Raw genomic sequence first — 16,314 nt, 5'->3', positions numbered from 1 at the left:
AGGATGGGCATGCCGATCACACCTGCCAACGGACAGACTTCCGGAACCGCGGCGGTGGCCGCGCCGGACACGGCCGCGGAGCCGATCATGCTGGAGCTGGTGGACGAGGACGGTAGAACGATCGGTACGGCGGAGAAGCTCGCCGCGCATCAGGCACCCGGGCAGCTGCACCGCGCGTTCTCCGTGTTCCTCTTCGACGAGCAGGGGCGGCTGCTGCTGCAGCGCCGCGCGCTGGGGAAGTACCACTCCCCCGGTGTGTGGTCCAACACCGCCTGCGGCCATCCGTACCCGGACGAGAAGCCGTTCGCGGCAGCCGCCCGGCGTACCGCCGAGGAGCTGGGTGTCGCCCCGTCGCTCCTCGGTGAGGCCGGCACCGTGCGCTACAACCACCCGGACCCGGAGTCCGGGCTGGTCGAGCAGGAGTACAACCACCTCTTCGTGGGCCTGGTCCGGGACACCCCGCAGCCGGACCCCGAGGAGGTCGGCGAGTACGCCTTCGTGACGCCGGCCGAGCTGACCCGGCGCCATGCCGAGGCCCCGTTCTCGGTGTGGTTCATGACCGTCCTGGACGCGGCGCGTCCGGCGATCCGTGAGCTCACAGGGACGTCGGCGGGCTGGTAGGCGTGGGCACCTCGGCGAGCGGCAGCTCGGCCCAGACGACCTTGCCGCCGCTCGCCGTGTGCTCCACCCCGCACTTTCCGCCGGCCTCGGCGGTGAGCATCTTGATCAGCCAGAGGCCACGGCCGCCGACGTCTTCCTCGTCGGCCTCCATCGCCTTGGGCCGGTACGGGTGGTTGTCCTCGACGGCGATCCGTACCCAGTCCGCGCCGATCGCCAGCTCGATGTCGATCTGCGGGGAGAGCAGGGCTGCGTGCTGCACCGCGTTGGTGACCAGCTCGGAAGTGATCAGCAGCAGGCCGTCCACGATGTCGGGCCCCGCGGGCACGCGCTGGTCGCCGAGGAGATCCCGTACCGCGTGCCGCGCCTGTGGCACCGAGGACTCCAGTGCCGGAGCGGTGAACCTCCAGACACCTTCGTACGCGAGCGGGGCCGTCAACTCCTCGGGAGGTTCGGCTGGGGGTCCGGAAGGCATCCTCACCCTTCGAGTGTTGGGAATCCCACCGTCCGGGCTGGCCTGCTGACAAAAAGTCAGCACTTATCGACAGTTTTTGAACGCATTTCTACGTGTCGATCATCCGGGAGATCGACCCTGACCCTTTTGTTCCTGTTTGAAGAACTGCCAGGAAGAGATGCGTTTCTCCGTTTCTCCCGCTTCGCCCGGACCGGCCGGAGCGCCGGCTCGGGGAAACCGGCCGCACGCACGCCGAAGGCCCCTCCCTGAGAGGAAGGGGCCTTCGGTACGCACTGTTGCGCGAGTAGCGGGGACAGGATTTGAACCTGCGACCTCTGGGTTATGAGCCCAGCGAGCTACCGAGCTGCTCCACCCCGCGTCGGTGAACACCACCTTACGGGTTCCGTCCGGCAGGGCCAAATCCATTACCGACCGGACCGGCGGCTACCCGTCAGCGCTCCGCGACCCGGCCGTCCGCGACCTCGATGCGCCGCGTGGTGTGCACCGCCTCCAGCAGCCGGCGGTCATGGCTGACCAGCAGCAGCGTGCCGTTGTACGACGCGAGCGCGGACTCCAGCTGCTCGATCGCGGGCAGGTCGAGGTGGTTGGTCGGCTCGTCCAGGACGAGGAGGTTCACGCCGCGGCCCTGCAGGAGCGCGAGCGCCGCCCGGGTCCGCTCCCCCGGCGAGAGCGTGGCCACCGGGCGCAGTACGTGCCCGGCCTTCAGCCCGAACTTCGCCAGCAGCGTCCGCACGTCCGCCGGCGCCATCTCGGGGACGGAACGCCGGAACGCGTCCACGAGCGGTTCGCCGGCCGCGCCCGGGTGCTGGAAGAGCTGGCCGCGGGCCTGCTCGATCTCCCCGACGACCACGCCGGGCCCGAGGTACGCGTCCCCGTCGTCGAGCGGCAGCCGGCCGAGCAGCGCGCCGAGGAGGGTGGACTTGCCGGAGCCGTTCGGGCCGGTGATCGCGACCCGGTCCGCCCAGTCGATCTGCAGGTCCACCGGGCCGAAGCGGAAGTCCCCGCGGGCCAGGCGCGCGCCGCGCAGCGTGGCGACCACGGCGCCGGAGCGCGGCGCCGCCGCGATCTCCATGCGCAGCTCCCACTCCTTGCGCGGCTCCTCGACGACGTCCAGCCGGTCGATCAGGCGCTGGGTCTGCTTGGCCTTCGCCGCCTGCTTCTCGGTGGCCTCCACCCGGCCCTTGCGGGCGATCTTGTCGTTGTCGGGAGCCTTGCGGCGGGCGTTCTTGACGCCCTTCTCCATCCAGTTGCGCTGGAGGTGGGCGCGCGCTTCGAGGGAGGCCTTGGTCTCGGCGTACTCCTCGTACTCCTCGCGGGCGTGCCGCCGGGCCCGCTCGCGCTCCTCCAGATACGCCGTGTACCCGCCGCCGAAGGCATTGACCTGCTGCTGCGCGAGGTCCAGCTCCACCACCCGGTCGACCGTGCGGGTCAGGAACTCGCGGTCGTGGCTGACCAGGACGGTGCCGGCCCGGAGCCCGGTGACGAACCGCTCCAGCCGGTCCAGGCCCTCCAGGTCCAGGTCGTTGGTCGGCTCGTCCAGGAGGAAGACGTCGTACCGGGAGAGGAGGAGGGAGGCGAGCGAGGCGCGGGCTGCCTGGCCGCCCGAGAGGGAGGTCATCGGCTGGTCCAGGCCGACCGCCAGGCCCAGCTGGGCGGCGGTCTCCTCGGCCCGCTCGTCCAGGTCGGCGGCGCCGAGCGCGAGCCAGCGCTCCAGGGCGACGGCGTACGCGTCGTCGGCGCCCGGCTTCTCCTCGACCAGCGCCTGGGTCGCCTCGTCCAGGGCGAGCTGGGCGGCGGCGACGCCGGTGCGGCGGGCGAGGAAGTCGCGGACCGACTCCCCGGCCCGGCGCTCGGGTTCCTGCGGGAGGTGGCCGACGGTGGCGGTGGCGGGGCTCAGCCGCAGCTCGCCCTCCTGCGGGGTGTCCAGCCCGGCGAACAGCCGCAGCAGCGTGGACTTGCCCGCGCCATTGGCACCGACCAGCCCGATCACCTCCCCCGGCGCGACGACGAGGTCGAGCCCGGAGAACAGGGTGCGGTCACCGTGACCGGCGGCGAGATTCTTGGCGACGAGAGTGGCAGACATCAGACCGCCGATCGTAGCCGCGCCGCCACCGAACAGGCGCGGCATTTCCTGCGGCCCTGTGCACGCGGGCGCCAGCCACGCCACTTGTGGGCATCAGCCCTGCGCACGTGGGTATCGGCCCGGCGCTCGTGTGGCTCCGGCCTGCGCTCGCGGGTCCACGGAGCCGCGTACGCCCGGGGGTTCGGGCGTGCGGGCCTTCCCACGTGCCGCGACGCTGTGATCGCAGTCTCTCCTGTGGGACGCGGGCCGGGCGCCGGCTCTACGATCCGCAGCATGAACCCAGGGCTCAGCACGCGTGTCAGCGGCGGCACCGCGACCGTCACGATCAGCAATCCCGCCAAGCGGAACGCCATGACGGCCGACATGTGGCGGGCGGTGCCGGAGCTGGTGGCGCGGCTGGCCGAGGACCGGTCCGTCCGTGTACTGGTGCTGACCGGCGAGGGCAACACGTTCTGCGCGGGGGCCGACATCGGGTCGCTGCGCGAGTCGGGGGACGAGAACCGCGGGCTCGCGCAGGCCGCCGAGGAGGCGCTCGCCGCCTTCCCCAAGCCGTCGCTGGCCGCGGTCCGCGGCTACTGCGTGGGCGGCGGCAGCCAGCTCGCCGCCGCCTGTGACCTGCGGTTCGCCGAGGAGGGCGCGCTCTTCGGCATCACCCCGGCGAAGCTGGGGATCGTCTACCCGGCCGCCTCCACCCGGCGGCTCGTACGCCTCGTGGGCCCGGCGACCGCCAAGTACCTCCTCTTCTCCGGCGAGTTGATCGACTGCGCGCGGGCGCTGCGGTCCGGTCTGGTGGACGAGGTACTGCCGGAGGGTGAGCTGGACAAGCGGGTCGCGGACTTCTCGGCGGTGCTGGCGAGCCGGTCGCAGCTGACCCAGGCGGCGGCGAAGGAGTTCGCGGACGGGCCGGCGGACGCGGAGCGGGACGCGTACTGGGAGGAGCAGGCGCGCGGCAGCGGCGACACGGCGGAGGGCGTCGCCGCCTTCCTGGAGCGCCGGGCACCGCGCTTCGAGTGGACGGTGTGAGCCACCCGGCCCGCATCGGAATCATGAGGCAACCGTAGACCGCACCACTGACAGCGCCCCGGCGGAACGTGTCCGCCGGGGCGTCCGTGTCAGGCCGAGCCCTTCAGGATGAACCGGCTGCGGTCGCGCAGCGCCGCCACGACCTCTGCCGGCGCCTTCTCCGGCGAGCCGCTGTCGTACGGCGGCTGCGGGTCGTACTCGACGGCGAGCTGCACGGTCTGCGCGAGGGTGTCGCCCTGAAGCCGGCCCAGGAGGGTCAGGCCCATGTCGATGCCCGAGGAGACGCCGGCCGCCGTGACGTACTTGCCGTCGAGGACGACCCGCTCCCCCGTGGGCTCCGCTCCGTACTCCTTGAGCTGGTCCAGCGCGAGCCAGTGGGAGGTGGCGCGGCGCCCCTCCAGGAGCCCGGCGGCGGCCAGCAGCAGCGAGCCGGTGCACACGGAGGTGGTCCAGGTGGTGGCGGTGTCGACGGCGCGCAGCCACTCGTGGAGCGGGCCGTCGGTCATCAGGTCGCTCTGTCCGGGGCCGCCGGGCACGACCAGGATGTCGGGCGCGGTGACCTCTTCCAGGGTCGCGTCGGCGACCATCGCGAGGCCGTGGCTGTCGTTGCGTACGGGGCCCGTGCGCTCGGCCACGAAGACCGTCTCCGCGCCGGGCAGCCGCCCGAGCGTGTCGTACGGCCCGACGGCGTCCAGGGCGGTGAAGCGGTCGTAGAGGAGGATCGCGATCTGCACGAGGTGCCCTTTCGTCAGCGTGCGGCCGACGGCTGAGGGGCCGCCGGGTGGTGCGGGCGGTACCGGCGCCGGTACTCCGCCGGGCCGGTGCCGAGGGCGCGCAGGAAGGCGCGGCGCATGGCTTCGGGGGTGCCGTATCCGCAGCGGCGCGCGACGCGTTCGACGCCGTCGGTGGTGTCCTCCAGGAGCCGGCGTGCGGCCTCCAGCCGGACTCTGTCGACATAGCGACCTGGCGTCATGCCGACTTCGTCGCGGAATGCCCGCGCGAAGTGGCGTGGTGAGAGCCCGGAGCGGGCCGCGAGCGCCTCGACGGACAGGTCGGCGGCCGGGTGCTCGGTGATCCAGTGCTGGACCTCGCGCAGCGGCGGGCGCTCCGCGGTCTGCGCGGCGAGCTGGGCGCTGAACTGCGTCTGGTTGCCGGGGCGGCGCAGGAAGACGACGAGGTGGCGGGCGACGGTCAGTGCCACGTCCCGGCCGTGGTCCTCCTCCACGAGGGCCAGCGCGAGGTCGATGCCGGCGGTGACGCCGGCCGAGGTGGCCACGTCGCCGTCCCGGATGAAGATCGGCTCGGGGTCGACGTCGACGCCGGGGAAGCGGCCGGCCAGCGTGTCGCACATCGCCCAGTGCGTGGTGGCGCGGCGGCCGTCCAGCAGGCCGGCGGCGGCCAGCAGGAAAGCGCCCGTGCAGACCGAGACCTTGCGGCCGGCCCGCTGCGCATGAGTACGCAGCCAGTCGACGAGACGCGGGTCGGGGTCCCTCGTGCCCTGCCCGCCGGGCACCAGGAGGGTGTCCGGGGGTGCCGCGTCGGACAGCGCCAGGTCGGGCGTGATCCGCAGGCCGCTGGAGGTGCGTACCGGGGTGCCGTCGAACGTGGCGGTACGGACCCGGTAGGCGCCGGGCACACAGTGGCCGGCGCCCGTGAAGACCTCCAGGGGGCCGGTGACGTCCAGGCTCTGGACGCCGTCGAACAGGACGGCCAGTACGTCGTGCGGTGGCATGGCCCCATCGTGGGCGCAGTGCGCGAGGGCGGCAAGGACGTATTTCCCACCTTTTCTGCCACGGACGGCCGGTCCAGCCGTCCGCCCGCCCCGGGCTACCCGGCATACCGACGGGTCGGTAACGTGCTGCCATGACCACCACGGCTTCCTCGCAGGACCACTCCGCGCTGCCCGACCGCGCCGGACGACGCTGTCACAACGTCGTCAACCCGCTGCACTCCACCGTCTACTTCGCCCCGGACTTCCCCGCCGAGATGGCGAAGCTCGGCATCGAGGACCGCAGCGCCGCCTACTTCCTCGGCCGGGCCGCCGCCATGGGCCCGGTGGGCCCCGGCGTCATCGCCGCGACGTTCTACAACTTCAAGTACGAGCTGATCGCCCGGCACATCCCGGAGGCCTGGTCGGTCGTCACGCCGCAGCAGGTGCTCGACGCACGGCTGCGCGCCGCCGACAGCACGCTCCGGCGGCTGCTGGGCGACGAGCTGGCGGAGTCCGACGAGATGGCCGAGGCGGCCCGGCTCGCGCTCCGCGCCGCCGAGGCCTGCGTCCGCCACGCCCGGCCGCTGTACGCCGCCCACGCCGACCTCCCGGTGCCCGAGGCGCCGCACCTGGCGTACTGGCACGCCGCGACGCTGCTGCGCGAGCACCGCGGTGACGGCCACCTCATCGCGCTCGCAGACGCCGGCCTGGGCCCCCTGGAGGCGCTCGCCTCGCACACCGCCAGCGGCCGCGGGATGAGCACGAAGTGGATTCTGGCGACCCGCGGCTGGTCGGCCGAGGAGTGGCAGGGGGCGCGCGACGCGCTGCGCGACCGCGGCCTCCTGGACGCCGAGTACGGCCTGACCGAGGCCGGTACGCAGCTCCGCGCCGACCTGGAGGACACCACCGACCGTCTGGACGCGGCGCCGTACGAGCACCTCGGGGCGGAGGGCGTGGCCCGGCTGACGGAGCTGGCCACGAAGTTCACCACCACCGCGGTCGGCAACGGGGCTTTCCCCGCCGATCTGTTCGGCCAGGGCTGAGCCGGCCTTCGGGGCGGGCCGCCGGGCGTCCGGCGGCCCGCCCCGCTGCCGTGCCTCTTGTCACACCTGTGTACTCCTGCCCGGGTCACGCGACAGGCCGGACCGCGACCCTGCACAATGCAGGCTCAAGCACAGCGCGAGAAGGCAGGTCGGGAGCATCGTGACGGCAACCACCGAGTCCACCGGGCCCATCCAGTCCCCGGGGGCTCCCGGGGCCCTGGGGTCCATCGAGAGCAGGATCGCCGAGGAGCTCGGCGTCAGGGAGCGGCAGGTGAAGGCCGCGGTCGAACTGCTCGACGGCGGCTCGACCGTGCCGTTCATCGCCCGGTACCGCAAGGAAGCGACGGAGATGCTCGACGACGCGCAGCTGCGCGCGTTGGAGGAGCGACTGCGCTACCTGCGGGAGCTGGAGGAGCGCCGGACGGCCGTCCTGGAGTCCGTACGGTCCCAGGGGAAGCTGGACGCGGCGCTGGAGGCGCAGATCCGGGGCGCGGAGTCCAAGGCCCGCCTGGAGGACATCTACCTGCCGTTCAAGCCGAAGCGGCGGACGAAGGCACAGATCGCCCGTGAGGCGGGTCTGGAGCCGCTCGCCGACGGTCTGCTGAGCGACCCGTCCGTGGAGCCGCAGGCGGCCGCCGCCGCTTTCGTGGACGCCGACAAGGGCGTGGCCGACCCGGCGGCCGCCCTCGAAGGCGCGCGGGCCATCCTCACCGAACGGTTCAGCGAGGACGCCGACCTCATCGGCGAGCTGCGCGAGCGGATGTGGACCCGCGGCCAGGTGGCGTCGAAGGTGCGCGAGGGCAAGGAGGAGGCGGGCGCGAAGTTCGCCGACTACTTCGACTTCGCCGAGCCCTTCACGGAGCTGCCCTCGCACCGCGTCCTGGCGATGTTCCGCGGCGAGAAGGAGGAGGTCCTCGACCTCGCCCTGGAGCCGGAGACCGAGCCGGTCGAGGGCCGGACGTCGTACGAGTCGTCCATCGCGCAGCGGTTCGGGATCGCCGACCGCGGCCGCCCGGCCGACGGCTGGCTGCTGGACACCGTGCGCTGGGCGTGGCGCACCCGCGTCCTCGTGCACCTCGGCATCGACCTGCGGCTGCGGCTGCGCCAGGCCGCCGAGGACGAGGGCGTACGGGTGTTCGCCTCCAACCTCCGCGACCTGCTGCTGGCCGCGCCGGCCGGCACCCGCGCCACGATGGGCCTCGACCCCGGCTTCCGTACGGGCGTGAAGGTGGCCGTCGTGGACGCGACCGGCAAGGTGGCCGCCACGGACACGATCTACCCGCACGTGCCGCAGCAGAAGTGGGACGCCTCGCTGGCCACTCTGGCGAAGCTCGCCCGCGAGCACGATGTGGAGCTCATCGCGATCGGCAACGGCACGGCCTCGCGGGAGACGGACAAGCTGGCCGCCGACCTGATCGCCGCGCAGCCGGAGTTGAAGCTGACGAAGGTGATGGTCTCCGAGGCGGGCGCCTCGGTGTACTCCGCCTCCGCCTTCGCCTCCCAGGAACTGCCCGGCATGGACGTGTCGCTGCGCGGCGCGGTGTCCATCGCGCGCCGTCTCCAGGACCCGCTGGCCGAGCTGGTCAAGATCGACCCGAAGTCGATCGGCGTCGGGCAGTACCAGCACGACCTCTCCGAGGTGAAGCTCTCGCGCTCCCTGGACGCGGTCGTAGAGGACTGCGTGAACGGCGTCGGCGTGGACGTCAACACCGCCTCCGCGCCGCTGCTCTCCCGGGTCTCCGGGATCGGTTCGGGCCTGGCCGAGAACATCGTGGCGCACCGCGACGCCAACGGCCCGTTCCGCACCCGCAAGGCGCTCAAGGACGTGGCGCGGCTGGGCCCGAAGGCGTACGAGCAGTGCGCGGGCTTCCTGCGGATCCGCAACGGCGACGACCCGCTGGACGCCTCCAGCGTGCACCCGGAGTCCTACCCCGTGGTGCGCCGGATCGTCACTGCAGCGGGCAACGACGTGCCCTCACTGATCGGCAACACCGCGGTGCTGCGCACCCTGAAGCCGGCCGACTTCGTGGACGACTCCTTCGGTCTGCCGACCGTCACGGACATCCTGAGCGAGCTGGAGAAGCCGGGGCGCGACCCGCGGCCGGAGTTCAAGACGGCGACCTTCAAGGAGGGCGTCGAGAAGATCGGCGACCTGCAGTCCGGGATGCTCCTGGAGGGCGTCGTCACGAACGTGGCCGCCTTCGGGGCCTTCGTCGACATCGGTGTGCACCAGGACGGCCTCGTGCACGTCTCGGCGATGTCGAAGACGTTCGTGAAGGACCCGCGGGACGTGGTGAAGCCGGGCGACATCGTGCGCGTGAAGGTGCTCGACGTCGACATCCCGCGCAAGCGGATCTCGCTGACGCTGCGGCTGGACGACGACCACAACGCGGCCTCCGGCCAGGGCGGCGGCCGTGGCGGGCGCCGCGAGGAGCGCGGCGGCGAGCGGCGCGGCGGCACGCCGCGGCAGCGGCAGGGCGGCGGCCAGGGCCGGCAGGGCGGCGGCAACGCCCGCGGCGGACGCGGCGGCGGCCGGGACGCGGCCCCCGCGAACGGCGCGATGGCCGACGCACTGCGCCGCGCGGGCCTGCTGGGCAAGGACAAGGGCGGGCGCTGAGCCGGCTGTACGGGAGCGGCGGGCGGCCGGGCGTACGCGCCACGGCCGCCCGCCGCTGTACGAGGACGGCGTCAGTCCTCGCCGACGTGGGTCAGTCGGTCGTCGCCGAGGCGGTGCTGGACGTCGGCGAGGAGGGTGCGGAGCAGGGCGGTCAGCTCGGCCTGCTTCTCGGGGGCGAGGCCGTCGAGCAACTCGGCCTCCCGGTGCAGCACCTGGTCCACGGTCGCCTCGACGACCTCGTGGCCGGTCGGGGTCAGGGTGACCTCGACGGTGCGCGGGCGCCCCTGCGCGGGCCCGCGGATCACCAGGTTCTCCCGTTCGGCGCGGGCCACCCGCTGGGAGACGGCGCCGGCCGTGATCATGCTGCGGCGGCCGATCTCGCGGGTGCTGAGGGTGTACGGCGGGCCGCTCCGCCGCAGCACGCTGAGCAGGTCCAGGGTGGCGGTGTCCACGCCGGCGCGGGCGAGGGTGCGGCGGCGGTCGTCGCCGAAGAGCTTGGCGAGCTGCCAGACGCTCGTCACGATGCCGATGGAGGAGACGGGCGTCCCCGGGCGCTCGCGCTCCCACGCGGCGGCGATGTCACGCACGGGGTCGGACGGGACCCTGCCCTCCTGCCGGCCGCACTCGGCCTGCGTCTCGTTCTCCCTTGCCACGGTGCCCCTTCCTCCTGCTACGTTTAGCTCTAAATTTAGACCTGAATGGATGTGAGGGGTTCAGCTTATGACACGCAACGTCCTGGTCACCGGCGGCGGCACGGGCATCGGCCACGCGATCGCGCGGCACTTCGCCGAGCAGGGGGACACGGTCGTCATCACCGGCCGCCGCACCGGTCCGCTCAAGGAGGCGGCGGACCGGATCGGCGCCCGTGCCGTGGTGTGCGACCACACCGACCCCGATGCGCTCACCCGGCTGCTCGCCGAGCTGCCCGACCGCGTGGACGTGCTCGTCAACAACGCGGGCGGGAACACCGACTTCGACGCGGACGCGGCGTCGGACCTGGCGTCGTACGCCCGGGACTTCCGCGCCAACCTCGACGCGAACCTGGTCAGCGCCGCGCTGACGACGAAGGCCCTGGAGGGGCGGCTCGCCACAGGCGGCGCGGTGGTGCACATCGGGTCGATCGCGGCCGCCCGGGGAGGCGGTTCGTACGGCGCGGCGAAGGCCGGGCTGGCGACCTGGAACATCGACCTGGCCCGCGCCCTGGGGCCGCGCGGGATCACCACCAACGTGGTCGCGCCCGGCTACATCGCCGACACCGAGTTCTTCCGGGACCGGCTCACCGACGAGCGGCGTACGCAGCTGGTGACGGAGACCGCCGTCGACCGGCCGGGCAACCCCGAGGACGTGGCGGGCGCGGTGGCGTTCCTCGCCTCCCCGGCGGCGCGGCACATCACGGGGCAGACCCTGCACGTGAACGGCGGCGCGCTCACCACCCGATGAGACGAGGGGCGCGGCGCCCTCGTGGGCCCCGGGCCTCCGCGCTACAAGGGACGCGGCCACGCCCGCACTCTCGTGGGCTCCGGACCGCCCCGCACGAGGACACCGTGCCCGTACCCTCGTGGCCCCCGGGCCGCCCCGCACGAAGGCGCCGTGCCCCGTACGTCTCACACCGCCCCCGCGTACCCCCGCATCCGTTCCAGTTCGGTGGCGACGTCGCTGAGTGTGGCGCAGTCCGGCGCCGACTCCAGGGCGGGCGGGGGCAGCAGCCGGGGGTGGTGCCGGCGCGGGGCGTCCAGCGCCCCCGCCATCTCCGTCAGCACCGCGCACAGCCGCTGCGCGTCCTCCTCGCTGGGCCGCTGCGCGCCCTGGTCCAGCCGGACGGCCGCTGCGGTCGTCGCGTCCACGATGCGCTCGGCGGCCCTGACGACGGTCGGCCAGTCGGGGGCGTCGGTCCGGTGCGCCAACAGCTCCGCCGCCGCGGTCTCGGCCGCGGTACGGGCCTCGGCCAGCGCCTGGTAGGCGGCCCGGCGGAGCGCCAGCCGCTCCCCCGTGTCCGTACCGGGCTCGGTGGCGAGCACCTGGCGCAGGTACGCCTCCGTGCAGCGCAGCGCGGCGCCCACTCGTGGGCCGACCCGGCGGCGGGGGTCGGCGAGCTTCGGCAGATGGCCGACGACCAGCACGATGAGGCAGGCGATCGAGGTGTCGACGATCCGCTCGGGTGCCGCCTCCCGCGCACCGCTGACGTGCACGAACGACAGCACCATCAGCGTGATGGCGACGGTCTGCAGGGCGAAGTGCCGGATCGCGAACGGCAGCAGCGCACCGCCCGCGGTCGCCATCACCACCGGCCACCACGCGCCGGGCAGCAGCGGTCCGAGGAGCGCGAAGACCAGCACCCCGCAGGCGGTGCCGGCGAACCGGTTGACCGTACGCGAGAACAGCGGCCCGAGGTCGGGCTTGACGAGGAAGGTGGCGGTGGCGGGCAGCCAGTACCAGTGGTCGGCGCGCAGCAGGAGCGCCGTGGCGGCGCAGGCCGCGATGCAGAGGCCGACCCGCAGTCCGTAGTCGCGCCCGGCCGGCCCGAAGACGCGGCGGCCCGGCCCCCGGCGCCAGGCGAACACACCCGCGACGCCGCGCGCCACGGAGGCCCAGCGCCCGGTCTCGAAGGCAGCACGCGACCCGAAGGGGGCCCAGGCCCCGCTCTCCTCGGGTGCTGCGTCGGCAGCGGTGTCCGCCACCTCCTCCGGGGTCGCGCCGGGCCCCCCGAGGGCCGGGCGCAGCCCACGGAGGAGCCGCTCGTCCGTCGCTCCCGCCGCGGTTCCGCCGCCCGGTGGCTGCGTACGGGCGAAGACCACCGCGGCGTCCAGCAGCGCCCGGTCGAAGGCGCTGCGGGCGGGTGTGGAGCTCTCGGGCGCCGGCAGCCGGCCCGGCGGCCGCCCGGTGCGCAGGGCGGTGGCGAGGGCACGCGGTCCGTCGGCGATGCGCGCGGGCAGCGGCCGCGCCTCCCAGAGCAGGGCGACGCTGGCCTCGCACAGCGCCGTGGCGGCGGCGAAGCGTTCGATGAGCCGCCGTTCGCCCGTGCGGGGCCTGCGGCGCAGCAGCCGGCGCAGCCGCATGGCCTCGTCCGCCCGGTCCAGGGCGGTGGTCAGCCGGCGCCTGGCCGGTTCGGCGCCCGGTGTGCCGACCGCGGTCAGCGCCTCGGCGAGCGCGTCGAAGACGGTGGCGACGGCCGCGCGCTCGCCGCTGAGCGAGCCGCCCGGCGGCCGCGGCGAGCGGAGCACCAGCCGCAGCAGGAGCAGCCAGGCCGCGCCGGCGAGCGTCAGCAGGCTCTTCTGCCACGGCTCCAGCTGCGGCAGCGGCATGCCGGCACCGAGGATCGCGGCGGCGAGCATCTGCATGCCGGCGGTAGAGCGTACGGGCCCGGCGACGCTGCCGGCGCCGGAGACGAATCCGATGCCGAAGAGGGCGAGCACCAGCCACCAGCCGACGCCCGACAGCGAGGCGCCCGCGAACATGCCCAGCGCGACGGCGAGCGCGGGCAGTCCGATATGCACCACGCCCTTGCGGCGGGTGCCGGGCCGGTCGTTGACGCCCGCGAGCATGGCGCCCAGGCTCACGAGCACGCCCGCGGCCGGGTGGCCGGTGGCGATGCCCGCGCCCAGCAGCGGTCCGGCGCACAGCGCTCCCCTGACCACCGCCGCCCACGGGACGGGCAGCCGCTGCCAGCGGAACGGGTGAGCGAGCCAGGCGGGTACGGCGCGGGGCATGGGCCTCCTCGGGTCGGCTGCGTACGGCTGCGGTACAGGTCATCGCTGCGTACGAGTACGGACGGTCCGTGGGGCGTCGTCGGCCGACGGTGTGCTGCTACCAGCCTAAGTGCCCGCATTGTCCGGGTCGCTGCCGGAGGGTTAACCCAAGATCACAAAAGGTCGAAGGGACTCCGGATACGGTCCTCCCATGACGAACGATGTGATCGTGATCGGAGCCGGGGTCACCGGGCTGACCTGCGCCGTCCGCCTCGCCGAGACGGGCCGGACGGTACGCGTGCTGAGCCGGGACCAGGCGGCGGGAACGACGTCCTCGGTGGCGGGCGGCCTGTGCTGGCCGTACCGCATCCTCCCGGAGGCGGCGGCGGTCGAGTGGTCGGTGCGCGGCTACGAGGCACTGGCCGAACTCGCCGGAACGGACGACACGGGTGTGCGGATGGTGACGGGCACGATGGCGGCGGCGTCGGTGCCCGACCGCTGGCGGGAGGCCGTACCGGGGCTGCGCGCCGCGCGCCCCGAGGAGCTGCCCGCCGGCATACCCGAGGGCCTGCGGGCCCGCACCCCTCTGGTGGCGATGGACGCGCACCTTCAGTACCTGGAGCGGCGGCTGGCCGCGGCCGGGGGCACCGTGGAGCGGCGCCCGGCCGGTTCCCTGGACGACGTCGCGCGGGAGGCCGGCGCGGTGGTGAACTGCTCGGGCCTGGGCGCCCGGGAGCTGGTGCCCGACCCGGACGTGCGTCCCGTGCAGGGCCAGTTGGTCATCGTCGAGAACCCGGGCGTCGAGGAGTGGTTCGTCGACGGCGACGGGCACGCGGACACCACGACGTACGTGCTGCCACAGCCGTACGGGGTCGTGCTGGGCGGCACGGCGGTCGAGGGCGCGTGGTCCACCGAGCCCGATCCGGCGGTCGCCGAGGCGATCGTGGCGCGCTGCGCCCGCGTCCACCCGGCGCTCGCCGAAGCGCGGATCCTCGCGCACCGCGTGGGGCTGCGCCCGGCCCGCCCCGCGGTGCGCCTGGAGGCCGAGCGGCTGCCGGGCGGCGGGCTGTGCGTGCACAACTACGGACACGGCGGCGCGGGCGTCACGGTGGCGTGGGGCTGCGCGGACGAGGTGCTGCGGCTGCTGGACGCGGCGGCCTGAGGGCCCCTGAGCCGCGCCCCGGCCGCACAAGGCCGCACAAGGCCGCACAAGGGGGGCCGCGCCCGGCCGAATGAGGGCCGACGCGCCGGAGCGGAGGGCCGTGGCGGCCCTCCGCTCCGATGTCACCGCTGAGGTGAGTGCGGGTCAGTCCTTCCCGGTGCCCGCGGGTGCGGGACCGTCCTTGTCGCTGATGACCGTCGCCCCCTCCCCCGAGTCGCCGTTGGCCGGCCCGATCCGGATCTCGAAGTCGCCCTCGTACTTCTCGTGTCCGGCCACGACCGCGGCCTCGATGGCCTCCTCGCCGATCTGTCCGCGGACGATCAGCGGATCGCTCCGCAGGTCCTTCAGCAAGGCCCAGCACATCGCGATCATCACGAGTGTGAAGGGCGCCGCGACCAGGATCGTGAGGTTCTGCAGGCCGGTGAGTGCGTCACCGCTGCCGCCGCCGATGAGCAGCATGATCGCGGCGACCGCGCCCGTGACCACGCCCCAGAAGATGACGACGGGCCGGGTCGGCTCCATGGTCCCCTTCTGGGACAGCGTGCCCATCACAATGGAGGCGGCGTCCGCGCCGGACACGAAGAAGATGCCGACCAGGATCATGACGAGCACGCTCATCAGCGTGGCGACCGGGTACTGGTGCAGCACATCGAAGAGCTGTCCCTCCACGGAGGAGGCGTCCGACAGCTGCTTGTGGTCCTTCAGGAACATCGCGGACGTACCGAAGATCGCGAACCAGATGAGGCTCACGACGCTCGGCACCAGGATGACGCCGCCGACGAACTGACGGATCGTCCGGCCCCGGCTGATGCGCGCGATGAACATGCCCACGAAGGGCGTCCAGGAGATCCACCACGCCCAGTAGAAGACCGTCCAGCTGCGCAGCCAGGCGTCGACGTCCGCACCGCTGCTGGCGCCCGTACGGCCGGCCAGCTGGGGCAGCTCACCGATGAACGAGGCCACGCCGGTGGGCAGCATGTTCAGGATGAGGATGGTCGGCCCCGCGATGAACACGAAGACGGCCAGGATCAGCGCCAGCACCATGTTGATGTTGGACAGCCACTGGATGCCCTTGGCGATGCCGGAGACGGCCGAGAGGATGAACGCGATCGTCAGCACGGTGATGATGACGACCAGCAGCGTCGTGCTGACGCTGTCCTTCCAGCCCAGCACCTTGATGCCGCTGCCGATCTGCAGCGCTCCCAGGCCCAGCGAGGCGGCCGAGCCGAAGAGCGTCGCGAAGATCGCGAGGATGTCGATGATCCGGCCGACCGCGCCGTTGGCCCGCCGCTTCCCGATCAGCGACGTGAAGACGGCGCTTATGGTCTGCCGGCGGCCGCGCCGGAAGGTGCTGTAGGCGATGCCGAGCCCGACCACCGCGTAGATCGCCCATGGATGGAGCGTCCAGTGGAAGAGCGTGGTGGCCATCGCGGTGTCCATGGCCTGCGCGGCGTCGCCCGGGTGGGTGCCCGGCGGCGGCGTACTGAAGTGCCCCAGCGGCTCGCTCACGCCGTAGAACATCAGACCGATGCCCATACCGGCGCTGAACATCATCGCGATCCAGGAGACCGTGCGGAACTCCGGCTGCTCGCCCTCGGCCCCGAGGGTGATCCGCCCGTACTTGCTGATGGCCAGCCAGATCGCGAAGATCACAAAGCCGGACGCGGCCAGTACGAAGGCCCATCCGCCGTTCTTGATGAGCCAGTCGAGCATCGTGCCCGACGCGTTCTCCAGTGACTCGGTGGAGGTGGCACCCCAGACGATGAAGGCCAGGGTGAGCAGTGCCGTGACGCCGAAGACGACCTTGTCGGTCTGCGCGGGCCCGGCACCCTGAGACTCCGTGGGCAGGTCTATGGGGCTTGGTGCCCCGCTTCCGCCCCCCGGTTCGTTCTCTCT

General features: G+C 73.3%; 13 protein-coding genes and 1 tRNA gene. 6 read left to right on the top strand and 8 right to left on the bottom strand.

Annotated features, from left to right (window positions below; all coding sequences use genetic code 11):
• Positions 1-9 precede the first annotated feature (9 nt).
• A complete protein-coding gene (idi, locus tag ABZ840_RS19390; protein ID WP_361561212.1) occupies positions 10-621 on the top strand; it encodes an isopentenyl-diphosphate Delta-isomerase in 612 nt (203 codons plus the stop codon).
• Here the strand turns inward: idi and ABZ840_RS19385 are convergent.
• The 3 genes from ABZ840_RS19385 to ABZ840_RS19375 form a co-directional block, all read right to left on the bottom strand.
• Positions 596-1,093, bottom strand: a complete 498-nt coding sequence (locus ABZ840_RS19385) for an ATP-binding protein (RefSeq protein WP_361561435.1) — start codon at positions 1,091-1,093, stop codon at positions 596-598. The two genes, idi and ABZ840_RS19385, sit on opposite strands and share 26 nt — an antisense overlap.
• Before the next feature lie 284 nt (positions 1,094-1,377).
• Positions 1,378-1,451 (bottom strand) — tRNA-Met (locus ABZ840_RS19380).
• A 72-nt stretch (positions 1,452-1,523) separates the two neighbouring features.
• A complete protein-coding gene (locus tag ABZ840_RS19375) occupies positions 1,524-3,176 on the bottom strand; it encodes an ABC-F family ATP-binding cassette domain-containing protein (protein WP_361561210.1) in 1,653 nt (550 codons plus the stop codon).
• 273 nt (positions 3,177-3,449) lie between these two features.
• Here ABZ840_RS19375 and ABZ840_RS19370 point away from each other — a divergent pair, with 273 nt between their 5' ends.
• Positions 3,450-4,199: an enoyl-CoA hydratase/isomerase family protein gene (locus ABZ840_RS19370; RefSeq protein WP_361561208.1), complete on the top strand. Its 750-nt coding sequence runs from the start codon at positions 3,450-3,452 to the stop codon at positions 4,197-4,199.
• 89 nt (positions 4,200-4,288) lie between these two features.
• On the opposite strand, the gene ABZ840_RS19365 is transcribed toward ABZ840_RS19370, so the two are convergent.
• Positions 4,289-4,933 carry a DJ-1/PfpI family protein gene (locus tag ABZ840_RS19365; RefSeq protein ID WP_361561206.1) on the bottom strand — a complete coding sequence of 215 codons (645 nt, stop codon included), beginning with the start codon at positions 4,931-4,933 and terminating at the stop codon, positions 4,289-4,291.
• A gap of 14 nt (positions 4,934-4,947) precedes the next feature.
• Positions 4,948-5,931 carry a GlxA family transcriptional regulator gene (locus ABZ840_RS19360; RefSeq protein WP_361561204.1) on the bottom strand — a complete coding sequence of 328 codons (984 nt, stop codon included), beginning with the start codon at positions 5,929-5,931 and terminating at the stop codon, positions 4,948-4,950.
• Positions 5,932-6,062: 131 nt separating this feature from the next.
• On the opposite strand from ABZ840_RS19360, the gene ABZ840_RS19355 reads away from it, so the two are divergent.
• Together ABZ840_RS19355 and ABZ840_RS19350 are read left to right on the top strand one after the other, a co-directional pair.
• Complete coding sequence (locus tag ABZ840_RS19355; protein WP_361561202.1) at positions 6,063-6,953, top strand: hypothetical protein; 891 nt, start codon at positions 6,063-6,065, stop codon at positions 6,951-6,953.
• 190 nt (positions 6,954-7,143) lie between these two features.
• Positions 7,144-9,570 (top strand): Tex family protein, encoded by a 2,427-nt coding sequence (locus ABZ840_RS19350; RefSeq protein WP_361561434.1) that lies wholly within the window; start codon positions 7,144-7,146, stop codon positions 9,568-9,570.
• Positions 9,571-9,641: 71 nt separating this feature from the next.
• Here the strand turns inward: ABZ840_RS19350 and ABZ840_RS19345 are convergent, their stop codons facing one another.
• Positions 9,642-10,157, bottom strand: a complete 516-nt coding sequence (locus tag ABZ840_RS19345; protein ID WP_361561433.1) for a MarR family transcriptional regulator — start codon at positions 10,155-10,157, stop codon at positions 9,642-9,644.
• A gap of 133 nt (positions 10,158-10,290) precedes the next feature.
• Between ABZ840_RS19345 and ABZ840_RS19340 the strand changes: the two genes are divergently transcribed.
• Complete coding sequence (locus ABZ840_RS19340; RefSeq protein WP_361561200.1) at positions 10,291-11,010, top strand: SDR family oxidoreductase; 720 nt, start codon at positions 10,291-10,293, stop codon at positions 11,008-11,010.
• Positions 11,011-11,174: 164 nt separating this feature from the next.
• On the opposite strand, the gene ABZ840_RS19335 is transcribed toward ABZ840_RS19340, so the two are convergent.
• Positions 11,175-13,277, bottom strand: a complete 2,103-nt coding sequence (locus ABZ840_RS19335) for an FUSC family protein (protein WP_361561198.1) — start codon at positions 13,275-13,277, stop codon at positions 11,175-11,177.
• A 190-nt stretch (positions 13,278-13,467) separates the two neighbouring features.
• On the opposite strand from ABZ840_RS19335, the gene ABZ840_RS19330 reads away from it, so the two are divergent.
• Positions 13,468-14,418 (top strand): FAD-dependent oxidoreductase, encoded by a 951-nt coding sequence (locus tag ABZ840_RS19330; RefSeq protein WP_361561196.1) that lies wholly within the window; start codon positions 13,468-13,470, stop codon positions 14,416-14,418.
• Positions 14,419-14,562: 144 nt separating this feature from the next.
• On the opposite strand, the gene ABZ840_RS19325 is transcribed toward ABZ840_RS19330, so the two are convergent.
• Positions 14,563-16,272 (bottom strand): BCCT family transporter, encoded by a 1,710-nt coding sequence (locus tag ABZ840_RS19325; protein WP_361561432.1) that lies wholly within the window; start codon positions 16,270-16,272, stop codon positions 14,563-14,565.
• Between the last annotated feature and the right edge of the window lie 42 nt (positions 16,273-16,314).

The sequence above is a fragment of the Streptomyces sp. NPDC047117 genome (assembly GCF_040643545.1).
Classification (GTDB): Bacteria; Actinomycetota; Actinomycetes; order Streptomycetales; family Streptomycetaceae; genus Streptomyces.
This window is presented reverse-complemented; position numbering and strand designations above follow the sequence as displayed.